This window comes from Aureibacillus halotolerans (assembly GCF_004363045.1).
Taxonomy (GTDB): domain Bacteria; phylum Bacillota; class Bacilli; order Bacillales; family DSM-28697; genus Aureibacillus; species Aureibacillus halotolerans.
This window is the reverse complement of sequence record NZ_SNYJ01000001.1, coordinates 401,261-418,846: the sequence shown is the minus strand read 5'-3', so window position 1 is coordinate 418,846 and position 17,586 is coordinate 401,261. Positions and strand designations below refer to the sequence as shown.

General features: G+C 44.5%; 13 protein-coding genes. 9 read left to right on the top strand and 4 right to left on the bottom strand.

All coding sequences use genetic code 11. The features are described 5' to 3' along the window. The first annotated feature begins 144 nt into the window (after positions 1 to 144). From EV213_RS01825 to EV213_RS01795, 8 genes are all read left to right on the top strand, one after another. On the top strand, positions 145 to 1,431 hold the full coding sequence (locus EV213_RS01825; RefSeq protein ID WP_133578764.1) for an extracellular solute-binding protein: 1,287 nt from the start codon (positions 145 to 147) through the stop codon (positions 1,429 to 1,431). A 179-nt stretch (positions 1,432 to 1,610) separates the two neighbouring features. After that, complete coding sequence (locus EV213_RS01820; RefSeq protein ID WP_133578763.1) at positions 1,611 to 2,879, top strand: ABC transporter substrate-binding protein; 1,269 nt, start codon at positions 1,611 to 1,613, stop codon at positions 2,877 to 2,879. A 104-nt stretch (positions 2,880 to 2,983) separates the two neighbouring features. After that, a complete protein-coding gene (locus tag EV213_RS20620) occupies positions 2,984 to 3,154 on the top strand; it encodes a hypothetical protein (RefSeq protein ID WP_166639121.1) in 171 nt (56 codons plus the stop codon). Positions 3,155 to 3,166: 12 nt separating this feature from the next. After that, positions 3,167 to 4,045, top strand: a complete 879-nt coding sequence (locus tag EV213_RS01815; RefSeq protein WP_133578762.1) for a carbohydrate ABC transporter permease — start codon at positions 3,167 to 3,169, stop codon at positions 4,043 to 4,045. A gap of 23 nt (positions 4,046 to 4,068) precedes the next feature. Next, a complete protein-coding gene (locus tag EV213_RS01810) occupies positions 4,069 to 4,947 on the top strand; it encodes a carbohydrate ABC transporter permease (protein WP_208112701.1) in 879 nt (292 codons plus the stop codon). Between the two features lie 49 nt (positions 4,948 to 4,996). Beyond that, entirely contained in the window at positions 4,997 to 6,772 is a 1,776-nt protein-coding gene (locus EV213_RS01805) for a sensor histidine kinase (protein ID WP_166639120.1), read from the top strand. Continuing rightward, positions 6,762 to 8,258: a response regulator transcription factor gene (locus EV213_RS01800; RefSeq protein WP_133578760.1), complete on the top strand. Its 1,497-nt coding sequence runs from the start codon at positions 6,762 to 6,764 to the stop codon at positions 8,256 to 8,258. The genes EV213_RS01805 and EV213_RS01800 overlap by 11 nt, the downstream gene beginning before the upstream one ends. Positions 8,259 to 8,379: 121 nt before the next feature. Beyond that, on the top strand, positions 8,380 to 9,156 hold the full coding sequence (locus EV213_RS01795) for an IclR family transcriptional regulator (protein ID WP_133578759.1): 777 nt from the start codon (positions 8,380 to 8,382) through the stop codon (positions 9,154 to 9,156). A 558-nt stretch (positions 9,157 to 9,714) separates the two neighbouring features. Here the strand turns inward: EV213_RS01795 and kdgT are convergent. From kdgT to EV213_RS01775, 4 genes are all read right to left on the bottom strand, one after another. Then, a complete protein-coding gene (gene kdgT / locus EV213_RS01790; protein ID WP_133578758.1) occupies positions 9,715 to 10,719 on the bottom strand; it encodes a 2-keto-3-deoxygluconate transporter in 1,005 nt (334 codons plus the stop codon). A gap of 181 nt (positions 10,720 to 10,900) precedes the next feature. After that, positions 10,901 to 11,677 carry a 2-dehydro-3-deoxy-D-gluconate 5-dehydrogenase KduD gene (kduD, locus tag EV213_RS01785; RefSeq protein WP_133578757.1) on the bottom strand — a complete coding sequence of 259 codons (777 nt, stop codon included), beginning with the start codon at positions 11,675 to 11,677 and terminating at the stop codon, positions 10,901 to 10,903. A 26-nt stretch (positions 11,678 to 11,703) separates the two neighbouring features. Continuing rightward, a complete protein-coding gene (gene kduI, locus EV213_RS01780; protein ID WP_133578756.1) occupies positions 11,704 to 12,534 on the bottom strand; it encodes a 5-dehydro-4-deoxy-D-glucuronate isomerase in 831 nt (276 codons plus the stop codon). Between the two features lie 389 nt (positions 12,535 to 12,923). Then, a complete protein-coding gene (locus tag EV213_RS01775) occupies positions 12,924 to 16,040 on the bottom strand; it encodes a beta-galactosidase (protein ID WP_133578755.1) in 3,117 nt (1,038 codons plus the stop codon). Positions 16,041 to 16,345: 305 nt separating this feature from the next. Here EV213_RS01775 and glpX point away from each other — a divergent pair, with 305 nt between their 5' ends. After that, positions 16,346 to 17,314, top strand: a complete 969-nt coding sequence (glpX, locus tag EV213_RS01770; RefSeq protein WP_133578754.1) for a class II fructose-bisphosphatase — start codon at positions 16,346 to 16,348, stop codon at positions 17,312 to 17,314. Positions 17,315 to 17,586 lie beyond the last annotated feature (272 nt).

Below are 17,586 nucleotides of genomic sequence, written 5' to 3'. Positions count from 1 at the left end.
CCATATCGTGCAAATTTACAATCAGAACAGACAGTGATCGTAAATTAGTCCTATGAAAATGTAATTCTGCCGTATTCCAAGATAAATGAAAGCGCTATACACTTTGTGTAAGCGGTTTACAATAAAAAAAGGTGGTTGATTTGTATGAAAAAGTGGCTGACAGCTAGTCTTGTCACCATGCTTGTCCTCCTTTCTGCATGTGGCTCCGGTAGCGGAGACAGTGCGTCTGGAGATGGGGGAAATGCTGAAGATAAAGTGACTTTAACGCTCTGGAATATTTGGACAGACCCTTCTCCACAAAATGAAGCAAATCTAGCGCAAGTGGAGAAATTTATGGAGGAACATCCGGACATCATTATTGAGCAGCAAAGCATTCCTCATGATCAATATAAGGTAAAGCTTAAGACACAAGCGGCGGGGAATGAACTTCCTGATCTTATGCAGGTGTGGCCAGGATCGGAGCTATCACCACTTGTCAGCGGAGGTCTATTGCAGCCTATTGATGATATTGTCGGCAATTGGGATGGTCTCGTTAGTGATGCGCAATTGAGAGATTACGGCATAGATGGAAGTCAGTATGCAATTCCGGCAGCCCAAACGGTCACCGGCATGATTTATTATGACAAAGACATACTTGCTGAAGCTGGGTACGAGGAGTTTCCTAAAACATACGAAGAGTTTAAACAGCTCATTACCGACCTTCGAAGCAACGACATTATTCCGATCACACTTGGAAATAAAGCACAATGGATTTTGCAGTCAACGTATATTTCAGCAATCGGTGATCGAATGACAGGAAGCGACTTCCTGTCGAATGTGGTGGCTGGTGAGGCCTCTTTCACGGATGAGCGTTTTGTGAAGGCAGTTGGCGTGATCCAAGAGCTTGCCGAAATGAATGCCTTTAACGAGGACTTTAACGCAATCGACAACATCCAGCACCGTGTGTTGTTCACGAGCGGAGAAGCGGCAATGATGATTGATGGCGCATGGTCACTCGGCTCATTGAAAGAACAAGCTCCTGAAGGAATGAACATCGGCATTGCTAAATTCCCAACAATAGAAGGTGGCGATGGAAATCCTGAAGCAGTGCCTGCGGTTGTCGGAACAGGAATTGCGATTAACAGTGATCTTGAAGGCGCTGAGCTAGAAGCTGCGAAAGAGTTTTTGAAAGGCTTTTATACTGAAGATCTTTTTAAAGCCTACTTAGAAGCGGGAGTTGTTCCTGCGGCAAACGTAGAAGCTCCTGAAGGCGTAGATCCACTTGTACAGCGTGTCGCTGAATTGTCTAGTGGCGAACTATCTCCTGTCTATGATTCTGTTCTTTCTGCACAGGTAATTTCAACATTAAATTCAGGACTTCAAGAGGTCACGTTAGGTACGAAAACACCAGAAGAGCTTGCCGAAGATTTGCAAGCTGAAATTGAGAAATAGAGTATCGTTTTTTTTAAAAGTCTTTCCTGGTTTTTACCGGGAAAGACAGTTTTCTTAGCCGTAAGCTGCATGGAAAGCGTAAAACATCATAAGAAACTACGGTTAATCCATCCAGAGTAAAGGTCAGCATATGGTCGCATGTTGAAGTGCTTAGAAAACAGAAACGAAAGGTGATTCTCATGAAAAAATGGTCTGTTCTTGCTTCACTCGTCGGTTTGTTTTTGTTAACAGCTTGTGGAACTCAATCTTCATCAAATGAAAATGAGGGTAAAATTGAGCTTACTTTTTGGAATAACTGGGCTGAATCGTCTGCGCAAAATGACGCAAGTTTAACACGAGTAGAAGCGTTCATGGAAGAAAATCCTGACATCGTAATTAATCAACAAAACATTCCTCATGATCAATATAAAGTAAAGCTGAAAACACAGGCAGCAGGGAATGAACTCCCAGATTTAATGCAAGTATGGCCTGGTTCTGAAATAACACCGCTCGTGCAAGCTGGGCTTTTGGCTCCTATTGATGACATTCTTGATCAATGGGAAGGGAAAGTAACGGATGCACAGCTTGCGGGGTATCGTGTAGACGACAAACAATATGCACTCCCATTGAGCCAGGCCATCACGGCGGTCGTGTTTTATGACAAGGCAATGCTTGCAGAGGCAGGGTATGAGTCTTTTCCAGAGACGTACAAAGACTTTAAGTCCTTGATTCAAACGCTTCGTGACAATGATATTATTCCGATTACGTTCGGCAATAAAGCGCAATGGCCGATGCAATCTGTGTACATGTCAACCATTGGCGATCGATTGACAGGAAGTGATTTTCTTGAAAAGGTGATCGCTGGCGAAGCGAAGTTTACAGACCCTAAATTCATAGAGGCTGTGGGCGTCATTAAAGAGCTTGCAGATATGGAAGCGTTCAATGAAGATTTTAATGCCATTGACAGCATACAGCATCGAGCCCTCTTTACGAATGGAGAAGCGGCAATGATGGTGGACGGTCTTTGGTCGGTAGGTCCTATTGCAGAACAAGCACCGGAAGACAAAGAGATTGGCATTGCACGTTTTCCAGCCATTGAAGGTGGAGAAGGAAATCCCGAAACGGTTCCATCAACGGTAAATCGAGGAATTGCGATCAATTCTAGTCTTGAGGGAGAAGAGCTTGAAGCAGCAAAGCAGTTTTTGAAATTCTTTTACAGTGATGAATTTTATCAAGAGTTAATGAAAGCTGAAATTGTTCCAGCTGCCAATGTTCCTGTTCCTGAAGAAGTGAATCCGATGCTAAAAACGTTTATTGAATATGCGAATGGTGACGTATCGCCCGTCTATGATGCGGTCTTGCCTGTTGAAGTCATTAACAAGCTGAATTCAGGTTTGCAAAGTGTCACGCTTGGACAAATGACACCCGAAGAACTCGCACAGGAATTGCAAGAAACGTTAGATCGTTAGATAAAAAGCCGTTATGTGTTCATGGAACGATTCAGTACGTAAAAGGTACTATACCAGGCTGAATGGAAACGTTCGTCTTTCAAAGTACAAGCTGTCACGGAGCAATGAGCACCGGACAAGGCAAAGTAGCGAAGAAAGCGGTGTTTGTCATCAGCCTGCATCGTTCCGGATTTGCGGAACGATTTTCTTTGGCAGAGAGAGTCGCTAGTGATGTAGTATCCATCGTTGCCGCAGCTTGTCTGCTATACAACAATATTTCTTTATCTATAGTTTAAGGAGGGTATGAGATGCACATTCTCAGCCGGAACAAAGGGGCGATTCTTTTAGGGCTGGCACCAGCCTTGATCCTTTATGTGGTGTTCGCAATACTACCGATTGTCATTTCATTTTACTATTCTTTAATGGATTGGGACGGGCTATCAGAGATGGAGTTCATCGGGTTGGCGAACTTTACTGAAGCGCTGAACGATGACGTGTTTTGGCAAGCGTTAGTCAACAACCTCTATGTGGTTGGCGCATCAGTGTTTGGTCAGATTCCAATTGCCCTGTTTGTTGCCCTTTTATTAAATCGAAAGCTTCGTGCAGGCAAGCTTTTCCGTACGTTAGGCTTCATGCCAGTTGTGCTTTCAACGGTCATTATCTCGCTCGTATGGGGACTTATGTACAACTCCAGAAACGGTTTGTTTAACCAATTGCTTGAGAGTGTAGGTCTCGAAAGCTGGACACAAAACTGGCTCGGTGATCCTACCTGGGCCATGGTCTCCGTTTGTATTACAATTATTTGGCAGTTTGTTGGATTATATATGATCATCTTCTTAGCCGCGCTCCAAAACATACCTCGTGAAATTTATGAGGCATCTGAAATCGATGGGGCATCTGGTTGGAAGCAGACGATTCATATTACGTTGCCAATGATGTGGAACACGGTTGTTGTAGCTGTCATGCTTTGCATAAGCGGTAGTTTGCGAACATTTGACCTAATCTACGTCATGACTGCCGGTGGACCAGGGCACTCCACAGAAGTCCTTGCCATGTACATGTTTGAAAACACATTCAATGCGACACGTTACGGCTATGGAAGTGCGATTTCACTCTTTATTTTCTTCTTCAGCCTTGCACTCGTCTTTCTATCGCGTGTTGTCCTTCGACGGAAAAACATTGATTAATTCATAAGGAAAGGAGACCGACTATGACTAAGGTGGAAGCAAGTACGACCAACAACAAGAGAAAAGTACAATTTACGTCAGGAAGATCAATCAAAAGCACGATGATTTACATCGTCTTAAGCATTTATGGGCTGATTAATGTCTATCCGTTGATTTGGATGTTTATCAATTCCTTCAAAAGCAATGCTGAATTTGCAAAAGACTCGTTTGGCTTGCCGGAGGTTTGGCAGTTTGAAAACTATGCAAGAGCATGGGAAACGGCGAATCTTGATGTATACTTTCTAAACAGCTTGATCGTATCGGTGACAGCTGTTATTGTCACAGTCTTTGCAGGAGCAATGGCATCCTACTTTCTTTCACGGTTTGTTTTTAAAGGACGCAAAGTTCTTCAATCTTTCTTTGTTTTTGGGTTGCTGATCCCGATTCACGCAACGCTTGTTCCAATGTTTATTCTAATGAGGAATATTGGTTTGTTGGACACTCATATCGGCTTAATTCTTCCGTATGTTGCGTTTAACTTACCGATTACGATTTTCCTTCTTGTTAGTTTTATGGAGTCCTTTCCAAAGGATATTGAAGAGTCCGCTGTGATGGATGGCTGTGGGGTGTTTCGTATTTTTTGGTCAATTATTTTGCCAATGACACGGCCAGCAATTGCAACTGTGGTTATTTTGAACGTGATTAATAACTGGAATGAGTTTTCCTTTGCCCTCGTTTTAATTAATGACGATGCGCTAAAAACATTGCCATATGGGCTGGCGAATTTTTCAGGTCAATACACGACAGACTATGGCTCTCAGATGGCAGGTCTTACTCTCGCAGTGATACCAATCGTCATCATTTACTTACTGCTAGAAAAGCAATTGGTGAAGGGGATGACAGCTGGGGCCGTAAAAGGCTAAGATGGTGTGAGATTGAAAACAGTAAAGGAATGAAGGGAAGCGTATGCGCATGTTCCGGTATTGGAGTCTAAAATGGAAGTTTTTCAGCGTCTTTTTCGTCTGCGTTTTCCTTCCCATCCTACTGTTCGGCACCTTGATCTATCAAAAGGCTAACGAAGCTGTACAGCTGCAAACGGTGAAAAGCACCGAGGCAGCATTAGATAAGGTCGCAGAAAATTTGAGTTCTACAATGCAAAGTATTGAAGACATCACTTCTTATCTAATTTTCAGTGAAGATATGAGAGCTTATTTGCAAGCAGGTTCTTCTCCTGATCAAATAAATAGTTTGTATCCACTGGAGCACAGGATCACAGGATTCGCTGTGTTCCATTTAACGTCCAAACCGTATTTGCACTCCATTACAGTGAGGAGCCTACTTGAATCGCGAGAGCTTCATATTGGTCCCTCTCTTCAAGATACTCAAAAGCAAAAATATGAAGCGCTTGCAAAAAAGGCAGACGGTTCGCCAGTTTGGAGTGAAAGCTATTCTATTCAGAGCTACTCGTATGAAAATGTCGAGCATGTCGTCAGTTTATACAGGCTCATAAAAGACATTAATAATGTCAACAGACGAATAGGTATGGCGACGATTCGGTTAAATACAAAACGACTGTATCAGCTTGTGAAAACCGATGCCTTGGATGGTGTTGGTGAACTGTTTATTGTCGATACTCATGGGCGTATTGTCCTGCATCCAGACGAAAACTTGATTGGCACAAAAAATGAAAATTCGCTCGTCACAGAGATGGCCGATGAAAGAACGAGTGCGATAAGAAAACAATCGACTCAACAACAGTTGTATATTACGAAGCAAATTCCTGGGATTGATTGGAATGTGGTTGCACGCGTTGATCAAGCGAAAGTTGCAACAGGGCTTTCTGGCGTTGTGAACATCACGCAGGTGATGTTTATTGTAACGATGGCTCTCGGCATTCTTGCGCTGATAGGTTTTTATTACACAACGTTGCGACCGATACAGCTATTAACGGCACAAACAAAACGCGTAGGGGCAGGGGATTTGTCAGCAAAAATGCCTGTGCGATCAAATGATGAAATTGGTCAAATGAGTCAGTGGTTTAACCATATGACGTCGCAACTAAGGCTTTTAATTGATCACAAGTATGTGATGGAAATTAAAAATCGCGAAGCTGAGCTGCAGTTGCTGCAAAATCAAATTAACCCTCATTTTCTCTATAACACGCTTGATATGATACGCTGGAACGCTCGCTTGGAGAATGCACTCGGAACGAGCAAGCTTATTGAGCAGCTATCAAAAATGTTTCGGATTAGCCTCAGTAGAGGGAAAACGTGGATTTCCATTAAGGATGAGCTTGATTACAATGGGCTTTACTTGACCCTGCAAAAAAAACGCTTAGGACGTTCATTCAGCTACACGATTTTTTACGAGCATACGGCTGCTCAAGCACTGGTCGGAAAACAGTCGTTGCAGCCCTTAATTGAAAATAGCATTCAGCACGGATTTAAACTACGCAAGAAACCCGGTCACCTGTACATTCGCTGTTTTCAAGAGGAGGGAAACCTCGTCATTGACGTGATGGATAACGGCAAGGGGTTTGAAGGTGAAGATTTTGAGAAACTTAAAAAGTCAGGCTATGCGCTTAAGAACCTCGAAGAGCGATTGCAGCTAGCGTTTAAGGGTCATGCTTCTCTTTCATTAAAGAAACTAGAAGATGGTGGGGCATGGGTGAGGATAAGGCACCCATTCGTGACAAGTGAAGAAAAGATTGAGATCTTCATGAAGGAGGAAGAGGCGAATGATTCATAAAGGGCTTATTGTGGATGACGAGCCAATTATATGTGAAGGGCTTAGCAGCACAATTCCGTGGGAGCAGTGGGGGATTGAAATCGTTGGCATCGCCTATGACGGTGTTGATGCTGTTGAAACCCTCGCTTCCCTTGATGTTGATTTTATTCTCTCTGACGTTCGAATGCCTGAAATGGACGGGCTGGATCTCGCAGAGCACGTCCAAAAACATTATTCTCATATTAAAATGATTATGATGAGTGGGTATGAGGAGTTTGATTATGCCAAGCGAGCCCTAAAATATGGTGCAAAGGACTACTTGTTAAAGCCAGTCGATATTGACGAGCTGGGCACGCTGTTACAAAAAATGCAGGAGGAAGACAAGGAAGAGGATCATAAATGGTGGAATCAACAGGTACAGCACCATCTATCTACGAACATAGTCGATGCTTCGGTACAAGGCAATCGGACGTTACGATATCGGGTGTATGGAGTTGAAATCGCTGAATATGAAACCTGGCTTTGTCATCTGACGGAGGAAGAAATGGCTGATCAGAAGGCGTTGTTTCAAAAGAAATGGCTTCGCTGGGCTGATAATATGCAGATGACAGTAGCCATCTCACATTTTTCTGATCATCGGCTTGTGCTATGTCTGACAGACTGGGGGGACGGAGACATTGATACGTCGGAGTATGATCGGCTGCCCACTTCGTTGGACAACATATTGTTTTCTTGGTCAATCGTCGCTGGACATGTTCTCACCACGTGGTCTGATATGCGTCCGACGGTTCATCAGGTGCTTCAGAAGATGCAATATTTGCCTTCATTTGGTCCGAACACGATCCTGCCTCTGAACGAACAAATCGAATCAGTAGAAGCTGCTGCACTAGCTACGTTTGCAGATGGTTTTGCCAATGCTGTTTTGCAGACGAAACAGGAAATGGCGGAATCGCTTTTCGTTGAACTTTCGACATTACTTGAAACGACACACTGGCGTATGAAGGACGTGATTCAATGGTTTCAGACTGTTGAAACGGAGCTTGTTAAAAGCTTTACGGAGGCGCCTATTTTGCGCTTTTTAGAAGGACATCAACTGGACACATTGAATAGCACGAAGCTATTGCTCCAAGCCTTTAAGTTAGATGTGATGCACATTTTAGAGTGGAAAAAGCGGGCGGCAACGAGTAGTCGAAAAAGACTGGTGGAGAATGCGTTAGTCTATATCGATGAAAATTACAATCATGATATCAAGGCCGCAGAGGTGGCAGATGTGATCAATGTCTCGCCAAATTATTTCAGTTTGTTGATTAAACAAGAAACGGGTCATTCATTTAGCGATGTCCTCAATGATGCGCGCATCAATCAAACAAAAAAGCTCCTTAAGGAGACCCCTTACAAAATTTTTGAGATTGCGGGGATGGTCGGCTACCGGGATTACAAATATTTTGTGTCCGTGTTTAAAAAACGAACGTCACTGACACCGACAGAGTTTCGCAATATGGCTTGAGGAAAAGTCAGCAAGGTATGGTTGTGCATTGATCTCAGATGATTGTATGTGTAGAATGGTACACAATGTATAGTAATCTTTTAAAGCCTATCCTATAAGTCTTTAGAACGGAGTTCAAACGATGGCGAATGTGCAATCTTTGGAAAGAGCCTTACATCTTTTAAATACGTTATCCGATTATCCTGACGGCTTACAAATCGCAAGGTTATCAGAGCAGGTCGGTTTATCGAAGAGTACAACACATCGGCTATTGGCGACCCTAACAAGCATGAATTACGTCACAAAGGATCCTGACACTGATCGGTATAAGCTTGGGTTGCAAACGCTCTATATTACTAGAAACCTAATCAACAATGGCAACATTCCTAAGACCGCAAGACCGTACTTGAAGAAATTATCTCAAGAGTTGAACGAAACGGTTCATTTGTGTGTTGAAGATAAAGGCGAGATTGTTTATATTGACAAAATCGAGAGCAATCAGACCATCCAGATGTTTTCTCGTATTGGCAGTCGCGCCCCGATGTACAGTACAGCGCTTGGTAAAGTGTTGCTTGCCGGACTAAAAGATGAGCAATTGGATCAGTTTTTCAAAAATACGCCTCTTGAAGCCATTACTTCGCATACGACGACTTCAGAAAGCAAAATTAGGGAAGAGATTCAACAAATTAAAGCCGTGCATTATGCGATTGATCACATGGAAAACGAGGAGCATCTTCGTTGTATCGCTGCGCCTATCTATGACCAGTGGGGGAAGGCCATTGCCAGCTTTAGTGTAGCGGGACCAATCCACCGCATTACTACGGAGCGTGTTGAGCAAGTGCTTATTGAAAAAGTCACTGAATGTAGTAGGGTGATTTCTTCTCAATTTGGGTATACAACAGACGCTGCCCAACACTGACGAAGGGTCAACAATCGTTCTATGTCCATGAACAAAACAATTGGAACGAGTAGTCATCTTCGGTGGTTAAAGGAATATTCATCTACGGTTATGCTAAGGCAAACACTTCACGAATGCGTATTGCTCTTCTTCCTCTTATTTTTTATGATCGACCATGCACATCTTATAACAATGTAAGCGATGAGCAGATACATGAGATCAGAAATAAAATAAAGTATGGTCGTCAGTGCGTCAAAAAATCCCCACTCAAAGATCGCCCATACCCAAAAGATTGTGAACGCCAGCAGCACCCCTCCATAAATTTTCTCGCCAATCCTTTTCTTCTATGCGTATGTTTCATTAATTTAACTTGGCAGTCTCTCTAAACGATATGAAAATCATCCTTTTGCGCCAGCGAGTGCTTGGATGTTAGCAGCCCCGAGCTTAGAAATCGTCAATACGGACTTACATCACGAAACATCCTTCTGGGAGCTGGACCCCACTGTATGTAAGATAAAAAAGCGTTCCATAAAGTCTTTTCCCAGACTTTTCGGAGCGCCATTTTTGTATGCGTTTTTATCATAGCGAGCTAGGAGGACCTTCTTTTCCCACCATTTGTTGATCCCCTGGTCTATTTCTCTGTTTCATCGTTTGTGACCAATAAGCCGTAATAATCGGGACGATGATGGATGTTACAATGACTGAAGCGGCAATAAGCGCCGTAGCTGCTTCGGCAATCGGCATAAACTCAGGGATCATCGTCGCAATGATCATTGGGTTAGCGACAGCTGCCCCGGCTGTACTTGAAGCGGCAATTCCGGCAGTGCCATCACCGCCTCCGATGAACTTATCTGCTAGGACTAACGGAATTCCAGTGATGATAATAACGGCTACCCCTAAAAGGATGCCAGCAATGCCTGTTTGCAAAATGACGCCTAAATCAATGGAAAACCCAAGGGCGAGACCGAAAAATGGAATCATCGTTTGCGTGGCTCTGCCAAAAAATTCACGACAGTCTGGATCGATGTTTCCTAAAATAAAGCCTATTAAAAAGGGCAATACCGCACCAATAAAAGCTTGAGGCTCAAAGACAGCGAGTCCTGTTGAACCAAGAATGACCATTGTCATCAATGGCCCTGACTCAAGGGACATGAGAACAAAGGCACCAGCTTCCTCTTTTGTCCCATATTGTTGCATTAGGGCAGCGTAAAGCCCGCCGTTCGTCATATCCATAGCTGCAACGAGCGTTAAAACGGACATGCCGGCAAAAAGCCCGCTTTGAATGCCGCCTTCCGGCAAAAATTGAGCTGCGACGATGGCAACGACCCATGCGACAGCAATCTTTGTGACGACGAGCGTTCCCGATTTACGTAATACGATTCCAGTAGACTTCAGACTAATCCCTGCACCCATGCAAAAAAACCATACAGCCAAGATGGGAACAGTTCCGGTTAAAAGTCCATTTGTAAATGATCCGAAAAATTCCCCTGATAGAGGAGCGAACGTTTGAATTAACGCCCCTAGAAACAATGGAACGAGCATCAAGCCACCAGGCACCTTCTCAACGGTTTTCATTATTTTCATTTTGCACACCTTACCTCTCCATTTAGGTAATTGCAAGCAAATGGAGCGGAGCTTAATGAATTATATGATTTGTTGTAAGTCTAGGTGGTCATTCTGTGGCTGCTTCAAGATGAATTTTCCATATCTAAAGCCCCGCATCGTCCTCATTTACCCGCAGTGAATCCACACAAATAAGAACTCATTAACGAGCCAACCAACCGCCATCGACCGCTAACACATGTCCATTTACATAATTAGATGCACCGCTTGCTAAAAAGACAACGGTCCCCATTAAATCAACGGGTTCTGCCCAACGACCACTTGGAATACGTGACAAAATCTCGGCGTTACGCTGCTCGTCAGCACGTATAGCGGCGGTATTGGCGGTTTTCACATAACCTGGCGCAATGGCATTCGTTTGGATGGAATGTTCACTCAACTCATTAGCAAACGCTTTTGTTAACCCAGCGACAGCATGCTTACTTGCTGTATACGCAGGGACAAATTTTCCTCCTTGGAAAGAAAGTAGGGAGGCCACATTGATGATTTTGCCACTTTTTTGTATAGCCATGACTTTTGCTGCTTCCTGACTGAGGAAATAAACAGCGTCAAGGTTGACGGCCATCACCTTGTCCCAAGCCTCTTCGGTTGATTCCAACAGAGGTGATCGGGCGATCGTCCCTGCATTGTTCACAAGAATATCGACTGTTCCGAATACACGAACACATTCATCGACAACTGCTGTAATTTCCTTACGATTAGACAAATCTGCTTGATAGAAGTGAGCGGTTCCCTTCGCTTGGTCAAGAAGCGCTTTTGTCTCCTCCCAGTCATTGTTGTGCGTGACGACAAACACATGTGCACCTGCTTTGGAGAGAGCAAGAGCAAAGGCTTGTCCTAGCCCCTTGCTCGCTCCAGTGATGATGGCGACTTTACCATCAAGGTTAAAGACGTCTAATGAGAAGTCGGTTGCCTTCATCGTTGTTCATCTCCCTAAAAAATTGATTAACGTAACTCGTCCATAGCGACTTGATCCATGTCTGTAAATGTCTGATTTTCTCCTGCCATCGCCCAAATAAAAGCATAGTTGTTCGTTGCACTTCCACAGTGAATAGACCATGGAGGGGAGAGGACAGCCTGCTCATTTTTCATGACCAAATGGCGCGTTTCGTCGGGTCTGCCCATCAAATGGAACATTCGTGCGTTAGCATCGAGGTCAAAATACAGATAGGCTTCCATACGTCGGTGGTGCGTATGAGTCGGCATAGAGTTCCAGACACTGCCTTGTTTGAGCGCAGTCACACCCATAACGATTTGACAGCTTTTGATGCCTTCAAGGTGAATGAAGCGACGAAGCACTCGTTCGTTCGCTTGCTCGCTCGACCCGAGATGGTCGCCTTCAACCTCCTTAAATGCAGCGTATTGCGTTGGGTAAGCTGTATGTGCAGGCGCAGAAAACAAATAAAACTTTGCAGGGGAGTCGGTTGCTTCACTTGAAAAAAGCAGTTCTTTGTTTCCTTTGCCAACATAAAGACAATCTTTATTTTCCAATTGATATGTTTGACCATCGACCGTAATCGAACCTTGACCACCTATGTTAAAAATGCCGACCTCACGTCGTTCAAGAAAATACGCTGCTTTAAGATGCTCATGAGTCTCCAATGTTACAGGTTCTCCAGACGGTTGAATGCCACCTATAACCGTTCGGTCCTCCATTGAGTAAATAAGCTTCGTCTCACCGGCAATAAAAAGATCTTCCATAAGGTAGTGCTGGCGAAGCTCGGACGTCGTAAACGCTTGCGCTTGATCTGGATGTGTCGCATAACGAAATTCCATTTCCACAACGCTCCTTTTCTTAAAAAGATTAAAATGAAACCCCTTACATTTAAGGGATGACCAGAGGTAAGAAAAACACAGCCGATCATATAGTTCCATAATACGGAACGACGTTTCAATTTAATGCAATTATACATGCCTTAGGAAAAAAAATCTACCATAACCAAACATTGGAGTGTCAGAAAGATAGCATAAAACTCGGGTTGCGTAGAGAGAGTTTGCAGAATAAGAAAAAGTGCTCTGCTTGGTTTCAGCTTGAAACTGTGCGGATACGGATACGCGTCGTAAAAAAAGAACTGCCGCCAAACGTCACAATGATGACGGTTGGAGACAGCTCTGATTTAATGATGAGTCAAGAGGTGACATGAATCTGTATAAATCCAATGAAATTAATTCGAAGCGCACTCTACCTGGACTTCTTCTGGACGATAGATGGATGTGAGTGTGCCATCGGATTGACAAGAAAACATGACCGTTCGTTCACTTTCTACGGAAAATGAATAGCGTTTTCCAGTCTCTTTATCACGCACAGCGACGTCAATCTCGTAGGCTGCTTCTGAAACAAATATAAACAGGCTGCCATTCTCGAAAGTGAGCTTACGTCCATAAATTCCAGGGAGATCTCCACCTGTTTCCCAATCCAATTCCGCACTCAGCTGATGTGGTTGAAGCACCTGTTCATAAAAGGCGAGCAAGACAGGATCACGCTCATTCAGCTCTAGTGGCAATGGACACCAAACGACGCTGCCCTTCCCTTCCTTCCATGAATGAATACTACTTACATCGCAGTTGTCCACTCGCTCTGTTTCAATTTCAGCAAGTCGGTTTCCAGAGAAGGTGACGCCAGCGCTTTTGCGGTCGTTGAAAAACGAGACAGGGAAACGTTTTTCACCAATTTGTAGCAATTCTTCACGACGGATATTGGCACGTGTCAGAGGTTCATTAACCAACGTTTTAGGTACGGATCGCCAATATTCATCCAAATGAAGTGGTCCTGTCCATACAAGCGTTGAACCATGCTTGCGAACGTGAGAGAGAAGCTTTTCAAGCTGCTTGCGATCAAAATTGTGCGCACTTGGCACGAAGATGACCTTTGGTGGATGGGCTTCAAGCTCCTCCAAATGATACTCACCAACACCACGGAAAGGGATCCGTAGGTCGTACGTGAAAATACGCGTCAGCTTCGCCGTTGCATCATAGGAAACTTTACGTGCGGAAAAATCGTTTGAAAATGGATAAACAACAGCGATGTCCTCACGTGTGCGCGCTTTAAAAAGCTTCCGGTTTTCATTCATAAACGAACCGAAGTCCATCGACACATCGACCTCAGGTTTTTCAGAGCCATCGGAACGAACAGCGCCAATATTGGATTCGTTAATGTTGTCCATATAATGGTTCACATTCCAAAGCCATTGGACGGCTCCGGCCCCACCTGTGGAAAAGGCGTATGCATATTTTCTTTCCAGAATTGCTTTAAGCTCTTCATCAGAACGTTTTGCAAAGCCATCAGGACGTTCGGTGTACATAATTCCTGTTTCTTGAATGAGGCTTGGCTTGCTGTCGACCTTTGTGAACAACCCGTCCCATACTAGTTGGTCCATCAGCCACCATGAGTGAACCGTCGTGTAATCCACGGCCTCAGCGTAAAAGAAGGGAGACGGGCGACCGCCTGCAAGGCCTTCATCTTGACCGACCGTAACGAGCTGGTTCGGTGCATGCGCTTTGATGCTATCTGTGAGCTCTTTCGCCCACACATTGTGCATGTCCATTGTAAATAACGTAAAATCGAGCCAAGGACGACCGTTTTTTTGTAGCTTTTCCGTTGGTCGGAAATTCACCGAATCAGGTGAGATCGGTCGTACTGCTTCAAAGGAAGGCAGTTCCTCAGGTGTTTTGTTCCACGCCTCTTGCAAGGATTCAATTGTCCCATGGCGGGCTTTAATCCATTCGATAAAGGCTTTTTGTTCAAAGCGGTCACCAAGAGGTTGTGCCCCAGTGAAAATCTTTTTCGGATCCATTAAGGAAGGTTCGTTAATTAAATCCCATTCAATATTTGTCGTTTTTGTGTGTCGGCTCACGAGCCCAGCAATCATGCGTTTTTGTGCTTCAACGCTACGTGGATCAAGATAGGGATTTTCCCCCTCCCAAAGCTCTGGAGTGAAGGAGAAGAAGTTAAAGGTCACTTCAAGCCCATGACGTTTTGCTGTCAGAATAAACGCATCGACGGCACGCAACACTTCTTCAGACGGATGACCATCCGTAAACATCACTTGTCGGAAGCCTGTCCATAAACCAGTCCGGATGTAGTTGATGTGGGCATCCTTCATCGCCTTCATGTCCGCATCCCAAGCGTGCACGTTTGGAAGGAATAAAAATTTGCGTGCGACGTCGGAAGTCATGTACGTCATGCCGACAATAGGGAAAGGCTCCCCATCTTTTTGAAAATAATCCTCGTCACAGCTGAGCACGGTTCCTTCCTGCAGCAACTCCTCGTCCATTCCCCAAAAACCCTGTCGAAATGTACGCTCTTCGCCATGATTAGAAATGGCTTTGCAGTGTAGTTCATATAACCCTGGCTGAACAGTGACAGGAATAGATTGGTGGTGGTATTGAATGTGAGCCGTACTTGAAATCGTAATGCTCTCTTCCCAAAGAGTTTCGTTATTCATGGAAAGCGCTAAATGATAGGTCCATGATTGGTTGGCAGTATCAAACGCTTTTAATTGTTGCTGTTGAATTGTCAAACGCGGCATTTCGCCAGGGTAATACATCGCGTATTGTGGTTTAACCCACATCTCATCCGCGCCGCGTGCTGTGAATGCTGCCCATTGCTGGAGCGCGTTGAGCCCGTTTTCTGACCAAAGTTCAGATTCTACTGGTAGATTCACACAGATCCACCGTCCGCCGGCAAAATCACCTTTTGTATGCTCAAGCAATACAGCAGGAGAGGCGATGCAACGTTCTTTTTTTGAAAACCCTTTCAAAAGTGGATAAATATGGGCGTCCATTGGACCAGATGAACCATTCTCATGAGGCATATCCTTCTGTCTCGTCACGTGAAGCGTGAATCCGACAGTGGACTGGACTGAAAAGAGAGATTCAAACCCTTTGAATAATGGAATCTCCTGATGGCTTTCCCAGTGTTGAATACGGTCTCCTTTTACAGGATGGACTTCTTGAATATGAAGTTCCTGATGGTAGGCCGTTTGCTCGGGCTCCGCGTGCCACTCCTTCTCCCGTGAAACAACAGGAAAACGAAATGGGGCTCCACCAACAGTCACAAGACCTTTGCCTTGCTTCGTGTGACGCAAAATAGCTGGCCAGCTCGCTTTTGGAAAATACCCTCCATGTAAATGAAGGTACGTATCTGCTTGGGCTAAGGCGATTGGCAGCTCTTGGGCATCGCACACCTTTGCGAAGTTGCTTAGTGAATCTAGCTGGCTACGGGTTGGTCGCTCTCCTTGAAAAGGAAACGAATCATCATAGAAGACAACGATATTTGTCATCGAGCTCCTCCTTCTAAAAAGTCAGTCTTACTCGTAGTTTACCGTTATAGAAGACGCTTGAACATCTGCAGAATACAGAAAGTATCCAGGAAAATTATCATGTTGTCTCATTTAGATACGTATTCAATTGAGTGTATTCAAAGAAAATTTAGTGATTATATCACGATAAAGGATAAAAGTAGTAAAGAATATTTAGAAGAAACATGATATACTATCTCAAAACAGATTTACATCAGTGATCCGTATCGAATTGAAACAGGAAATCAGTATGCTGATGCACAACTATGCAGAGGAGAGATTATGCAATGGAACGTAGTTTGTCTATGGAACTGGTCCGTGTAACTGAAGCAGCGGCTCTTTCAGCAGCAAGATGGATGGGAACAGGACTTAAGGACGAAGTCGACGGAGCTGCAACGAGTAGCATGCGTGATGTTTTTGATACGGTACCGATGAAAGGAACAGTGATGATTGGCGAAGGAGAAATGGACGAGGCTCCGATGCTCTATATAGGCGAAAAGCTTGGGACAGGCTACGGTCCTAGAGTTGACGTCGCTGTTGATCCTGTTGAAGGGACGGAGCTTGTGGCGACTGGTGGCTGGAATGCTCTTGCTGTATTGGCCGTTGCGGATCACGGGAATTTGCTTCATGCACCGGATATGTATATGAAAAAAATTGCCGTTGGTCCTGAAGCAGTTGGGCTCGTCGATATTAATGCACCAGTCATTGATAACCTCCGTGCTGTGGCGCGGGCAAAAAATAAAGACGTACAGGATTTAGTAGTCACGATATTGCAGAGGAAACGTCATGAGAAGGTGATTCAAGAGATTCGTGATACGGGCGCACGCATTAAGCTGATTGAAGCAGGAGATGTTGCTGCCGCGATTAACACGGCATTTGACGGAACAGGCGTAGATATTATGCTTGGCTCTGGCGGTGCACCAGAAGGCGTGATTGCAGCGGTTGCTATGAAATGTCTCGGTGGAGAAATGCAAGGCGTTCTCATGCCACAAACGGATGAAGAGTGGGAGCGTTGCAAGCAGATGGGCCTTGAAAATCCAGAAAAGGTATTGCTGATGGAGGATCTGGTTCGTGGAGATGACGCCATTTTTGCAGCAACAGGGATTACGGACGGTGAATTGTTAAAAGGTGTTCAATACAAAGGCAGTATCGGTACGACGCATTCACTTGTCATGCGCGCCAAATCTGGAACGTTAAGATTTATCGAGGGCAAGCATAGCTTAAATAAAAAGCCGGATCTTGTTATTAAGAATTAGTTTAACAAATGAGGTTGGAACAGAAATATTTTGTGTAACTTTTTCAATCCATGTCGGAGTAATCTGCAAAATAGTAGTTTGAGCTATTTTTTATACAAGCTTCCATACGCTCGCTTTCCGCGGGCGAACTGCGAGCCTCCTCGATCGCGTGCGCGCTCTGCGGGGTCTCACTTAGCTCGCTTTTACACCCTACGGGTACAAGTGCAACATCGATTCGAAAGGACCTCATCGTGTTTTCTTTGCCGCAGGAGTCTCGGTAGTGGCAGCTTTTA